Source organism: bacterium (assembly GCA_018814885.1).
In the GTDB taxonomy this organism is placed as follows: domain Bacteria; phylum Krumholzibacteriota; class Krumholzibacteriia; order LZORAL124-64-63; family LZORAL124-64-63; genus JAHIYU01.
The window spans coordinates 1-5,379 of the sequence record JAHIYU010000025.1; the positions used below are offsets into that span (position 1 = coordinate 1).

Sequence of the window (5,379 nt, forward strand, 5' to 3'; positions counted from 1 at the left end):
GGCATCGTGCGCGACGAGCAGGGGCGCAAGATGAGCAAGTCACTGGGCAACAGTTCCGATACCGTCGACTTGATGGACAAGTACGGTGCGGACGCCCTGCGCATGTCCATGCTCATGCTCACGCCCACGGGGCAGGACACCTTCTTCAGCGAGGAGACGCTCGAGGTCGGCCGCAATTTCTGCAACAAGGTCTTCCAGGCCACGAAACTGATCCTGGGGCACTGGGCCGAGGCCGGGTTCGACGGCGACGATACGGCCGGGGGCGCGGGCGGCGGCGCCGACCTGGGCGTCCTGCGCGAACACGAGAGCGATCCCGCCGCGGCCGCGCAGGCCCTCTGGCGGGAGATCTTCGGCGCGCCGGCGCCGTTCGCGTTCCGCGGCGACGCGCTCGCGCTCGAGGACCGCTGGATCCTCAACCGGCTGGCGACGGTCACCGCGGAGGTCAACGCCAACCTCGAGAGGCGCCGTCTGAACGATGCGGCCTACGCCGGCTTCAGTTTCTTCCGCCACGAGCTCTGCGACTGGTACCTGGAGGCCATCAAGCCCCGGCTGCGCGACGAGGCGCAGCGCCGGGAAGCCCTGGGGCTGGCCGTCTGCGCCCTGGCGGTCAGCTACAAGCTGCTCCACCCGGTGATCCCCTTCATCACCGAGGAGCTCTGGCACGGGCTGCCCGCGTCCCGCGGCTTCCTGATGGTGTCGCGTTTCCCCGTGTGCGAGGGCGGGGCGCCCTGGACGGCCGACGCGGCGCGCTTCGACGCTGTCATCGGGATCGTGAGCGCCGTTCGTTCCCTGCGCACCGACCTCAACGTGCCGCCCGGTCGGCGCGGCCGCGTCCTCCTGCGTGTCCAGGACGACGCACAGAGCCGGACCCTGGCCGCCGATGCCGGGAGGATCGCATTGCTGGCCAAGCTGGAGAGCGTCGAGGTCGTGGTCGCGGGGGAGGACCCCTCGCCGGCGGGCGTGGCCGTGGCCGGGGCGGTGGAGATCTTCCTGCTGATGACCGGGCTGGTCGACCTGGAGAAGGAGCGTGACCGGCTGACCAAGGAACTCGCCAAGGTGGACGACTTCATACGCGGCAGCTGTCGGAAGCTGGAAAACGATCAATTCACGCAGCGCGCCCCGGCGGAGGTCGTGGACCGCGAGCGGGAGCTGCTGGCCGAGAACGAATCGCGAGCGGAAGCGTTGCGGAAACGCGTCGCCGCACTCGGCTGAGACCGCAGAGGAGGGACCATGTCAGCCGACCGGCCCGTCTACCAGACTCCCGGCGCCATGATCAGGGCGGCGCGCACGGCACGGAGACTCAGCCTGTCGGATCTCGCCGCCGAGACCCGCATCCCCGACCGTCTGCTCTCCGCCATCGAGAACGACGACTACGACCAGCTCTCGGGCGCTCTCTATGCCCGCAGCTTCCTGCGGACCTGTGGGCAGAGCCTGGGCCTCGACCCGTCGCTGCTGATCGACAGCTACGAGCGCCTGTTGACCGAGCAGGAGCCGGAGATCCCGGCGGACCAGACCTGGGAGGAGGAGGCCCAGATCCAGCGCATCGGGGGTCTGCCCTGGCGGAAGATCCTGGTGATCGGAACGGCGCTGGCGGCCGTGGCGCTTGTCGTCTGGCTGGTCCAGCGTTCCAACGGCGACGACGCGACTCCACGCGGCGATGCCGTCGAGTCCGAGGCGAGGCTCCAGGCGCCCGGCGAAGCCGGTGCCGCCGGGTCGGCCGCCGGCGATTCCACCGGCCCGGTCGGCTCCGACGTTCTCCCGGGAGACGGGGAGGGACCGTCCGCTTCGGCCGAAGCCCCGGCGGGAGCCGCGACCGGGGTGCCGGCGCAGGGAGGCGATCCCCGCGGCGTGGATACGATTCCCGGTACGACGGCCGGGGAGGCGCCGCCCCCGTCCGACGTCCTGACCGCCCTGGGGTCCCTGCCCCGGGGAGACCTGTCCCTCGTCTTCGACGACGGCGAGTCTTGGCCCCTGGTGCTCTGCGTGGTCACCGATCGACGACTCGGCTTCGCCGTGGGCAGCGACGGCGACCGCGAGGCGCGAGACGTCGCCTGGCCGGCGCGTCCGGCCCAGGGCGTCCCGCAGGAAGGCGTGGTGGCGGGGCGGCTGTACGAGGTGGGCGGGCGTTATGTGGCCTACTGGGGCGCCGCCGATCATTTCCTGCTCAAGCTCACCCGGGCCGACGGCGTGACCGTCGTCCTCAACGGCACGCCTCTGGCCATCCCGGCACGCAGCGTGGGCCGCGAGTGGGTGCTCGACCGCTCGCAGCTCGGGCCGTGAGCCATGGGCGGCTTCGCACTCCGCGCCCCCTTTCCGCCGCGGGGCGATCAGCCCGCGGCCATCGCGGCCCTGGTGCGCGGCGTCGCGGCCGGCATGCCCTGCCAGACCCTGCTCGGCGTCACCGGCAGCGGCAAGACGTTCACCATGGCCAACGTCATCGCCGAGACGGGCCTGCCCGCGCTGGTCTTCAGCCACAACAAGACCCTGGCGGCCCAGCTCTACGGCGAACTCAAGGGCTTCTTCCCCGAGAATGCCGTCGAGTTCTTCATCTCCTACTACGACTACTACCAGCCCGAAGCCTTCATACCCTCGACGGGCACCTACATCGAGAAGGACGTCAGCATCAACGAAGAGATCGAGCGCCTGCGGCTGCGGGCCACGTCGTCCCTGATGTCGCGCTCCGACGTGATCGTGGTCGCGAGCGTGTCGGCGATCTACGGCCTGGGCAATCCCGACACCTTCCACCGCAACATCATCCCCCTGCGCGAGGGCGACCGGCTGGGCCGAGACGATCTGCTGCGACGCCTGGTCGACGTCCATTACGCCCGCGCCGACGACGGTGGCTACGGGACCTTCCGCGTGCGCGGCGACACGATCGACGTCTGCGCCGCCTTCGACGAGCGGGTGCTGCGCGTGGAGTTCTTCGGCGACGAGATCGAGCGCCTGACGCTTGTGGACGGCCTGACCGGCAAGCCCTTGCAGCGCATCGCCGGGACGCGGATATATCCCGCGCGCCAATTCGTCACCGAGCGGGAGCGCCAGGACGAGATCCTGGACGAGATCGGCCGGGATCTGGAGGTGCGTTTGGGGGAACTCGACGCGGCGGGCAAGACCATCGAGGCCCAGCGCCTGTCGTCGCGCATCCGGTTCGACATGGAGATGATCCGCCAGGTCGGCTACTGCAGCGGCGTCGAGAACTACTCGCGCTACTTCGACCGCCGCGCGCCGGGCGAGCGTCCCGCCTGCCTGCTGGACTACTTCCCGGACGAGCATCTCGTGTTCGTCGACGAATCCCACGTGACCATCAGCCAGCTGGCCGCCATGTACCGCGGCGACCGCTCGCGCAAGGAGACACTTGTCGAGCACGGCTTCCGCCTGCCGAGCGCGCTGGACAACCGGCCCCTGCGGTACGAGGAACTCGAGGACCTCATGCCGCCCACCATCTTCGTGTCAGCCACGCCCGGCACCTTCGAACTGGAGAAATGCGGAGGCGAGGTGGTGGAGCAGGTAATCCGTCCCACGGGTCTGGTGGATCCGCCCATCGAGGTGCTGCCGGCGTCGGGGCAGGTGGACGATCTCATCGGCAAGGCCCGCGCGACGGCCGGCCGGGGCGAGCGCGTCCTGGTGACGACCCTGACCAAGCGCATGGCCGAGGACCTGGCGGAGTACCTGCGGAACATCGGCCTGCGCGTGGCCTACCTGCACGCGGACTTCGCGGCCCTGGACCGCGTGGAGATCCTGCGCCGGCTCCGGCTGGGCGAGTTCGACGTCCTGGTGGGCGTGAACCTCCTGCGTGAAGGTCTCGATCTGCCGGAAGTGGCGCTGGTCGCCATCCTGGACGCCGACCGCGAGGGCTTCCTGCGCTCGGAGCGCAGCCTCATCCAGACGGCCGGCCGTGCGGCGCGCAACGTGGGCGGGCTGGTCGTGATGTACGCCGACAGCATGACCGGCTCCATGGAGCGGGCCATCGGCGAGATGAACAGGCGCCGCGCCCGGCAGCTAGCCTACAACCGGGAGCACGGCATAACCCCCCGGACCATCACCAAGACGCGCGAGGAGATCCTGCAGGCCACCATGGCGGCGGGGGAGGCCGGACGCGGTCCTGGCGCGGCGGCGTCCGCCGAACGACCTTGGGAGATGATACTCGACCGGGACCTGCCGCCTCGCGAGATCGTGCAGCTGCTTCACAGCGAGATGCTCGTCGCCGCTGAGGCGCTGGATTTCGAGAAAGCCGCGTCGTTGCGCGATCGTATCGAGGACCTCCGCGCGCAATGGGGCCTGACGACCGGAGGTGACGAATCATGAGCGACCGTACGCATACGCCGCCGGCCTTCCCCGCGGGCGCCTGGCTGGACACCCTGCTGGACGCCTGTCTCGCGGAGGATGTGGGAACCGGCGACGTCACGACCGACGTCGCGGTCTCGCCCGACGCGACGGCCGTGGGCGTGATCGCGGCCCGCACCGCGGGAGTCGTCGCGGGTCTGCCCCTCCTCGGACCGCTCTACGCCCGCCTCTCGGCCGACGTGACGGTGGACCTCGTCGCTTCCGACGGCGACCGCCTGCCGCCCGGACGGCCTGCGGCCCGGTTGCACGGCCCCGCCGCGCCGATCCTTACCGGCGAACGCGTCGCCCTCAACTTCCTCCAGCATCTGAGCGGCATCGCCACCCTGACGTCCCGCTACGTGGAGGCCGTTGCGGGTACGGGCTGCCGCATCCTGGACACCCGCAAGACGTTGCCCGGCTACCGCGCCCTGGCCAAATACGCCGTGCGTTGCGGCGGCGGGCACAATCACCGCCTGGGCCTCTACGACCGCATCCTGCTCAAGGACAACCACTGGGCGTCGCGGGACGCCTCCCTGGCGGATCTCGTCGCCCGGGGAAGGCGGCGCCATCCGGATCTGGCGATCGAGGTCGAGGTCGACTCCCTCGACCAGTTCGCCGACGTGCTGCCCCTGCGCGTCGACTGGATCCTGCTCGACAACTTCACGCCGGAAGCGACGCGCGAAGCGGTCCGCCTGCGCGCCGCGCGCGAGACCGGAAGCTGGCGCACTCGCCTGGAATCGAGCGGTAACCTGGACCTGGCCAACGTGCGGGCCTACGCCGCGGCCGGCGTCGACGCCTGCTCGGTGGGTCGTCTGACCCATTCCGTCCCCGCCCTGGATCTCGGACTGGACATCCGCACCACAGAGGACCGGTGATGATTCTCCTGCACAAGCGCGACTGGTTCGGCGTCGCGGGCTTCGACCCCGGCGAAGCGCGACTGCGTCGCGGCGGCTTCCTCTACCTCCTCGACCAGGCGGGGTCCACGAGCGATTACCTGCTGAGCCGCGGCGGCGCCGCCGAGGGCCGTCTCTGCCGCTGGGACGGCTGGGGCTGGCA

Annotated in this window: 5 protein-coding genes; all 5 read left to right on the forward strand. The window is 70.4% G+C overall.

Features of this window, described 5'->3' with window-relative positions; translation table 11 throughout:
- On the forward strand, window positions 1-1,212 hold a 1,212-nt coding region (locus tag KJ554_01385; protein ID MBU0740985.1), incomplete at its 5' end, for a class I tRNA ligase family protein.
- A gap of 18 nt (window positions 1,213-1,230) precedes the next feature.
- Window positions 1,231-2,280, forward strand: a complete 1,050-nt coding sequence (locus KJ554_01390) for a helix-turn-helix domain-containing protein (GenBank protein MBU0740986.1) — start codon at window positions 1,231-1,233, stop codon at window positions 2,278-2,280.
- Between the two features lie 3 nt (window positions 2,281-2,283).
- Window positions 2,284-4,305 (forward strand): excinuclease ABC subunit UvrB, encoded by a 2,022-nt coding sequence (gene uvrB, locus KJ554_01395; GenBank protein ID MBU0740987.1) that lies wholly within the window; start codon window positions 2,284-2,286, stop codon window positions 4,303-4,305.
- Window positions 4,302-5,198, forward strand: coding sequence for a carboxylating nicotinate-nucleotide diphosphorylase (nadC, locus tag KJ554_01400; protein ID MBU0740988.1), 897 nt, complete (start codon window positions 4,302-4,304; stop codon window positions 5,196-5,198). Before uvrB ends, nadC begins: the two co-directional genes overlap by 4 nt.
- On the forward strand, window positions 5,198-5,379 hold a 182-nt coding region (locus tag KJ554_01405; protein ID MBU0740989.1), incomplete at its 3' end, for a hypothetical protein. The genes nadC and KJ554_01405, both read left to right, overlap by 1 nt.

Bases quoted from the DNA above. Each gene is read 5' to 3' on its own strand.
- KJ554_01390 (MBU0740986.1), top strand. From the start codon at position 1,231: ATGTCAGCCGACCGGCCCGTCTACCAGACTCCCGGCGCCATGATCAGG.
- uvrB (MBU0740987.1), top strand. From the start codon at position 2,284: ATGGGCGGCTTCGCACTCCGCGCCCCCTTTCCGCCGCGGGGCGATCAG.
- nadC (MBU0740988.1), top strand. From the start codon at position 4,302: ATGAGCGACCGTACGCATACGCCGCCGGCCTTCCCCGCGGGCGCCTGG.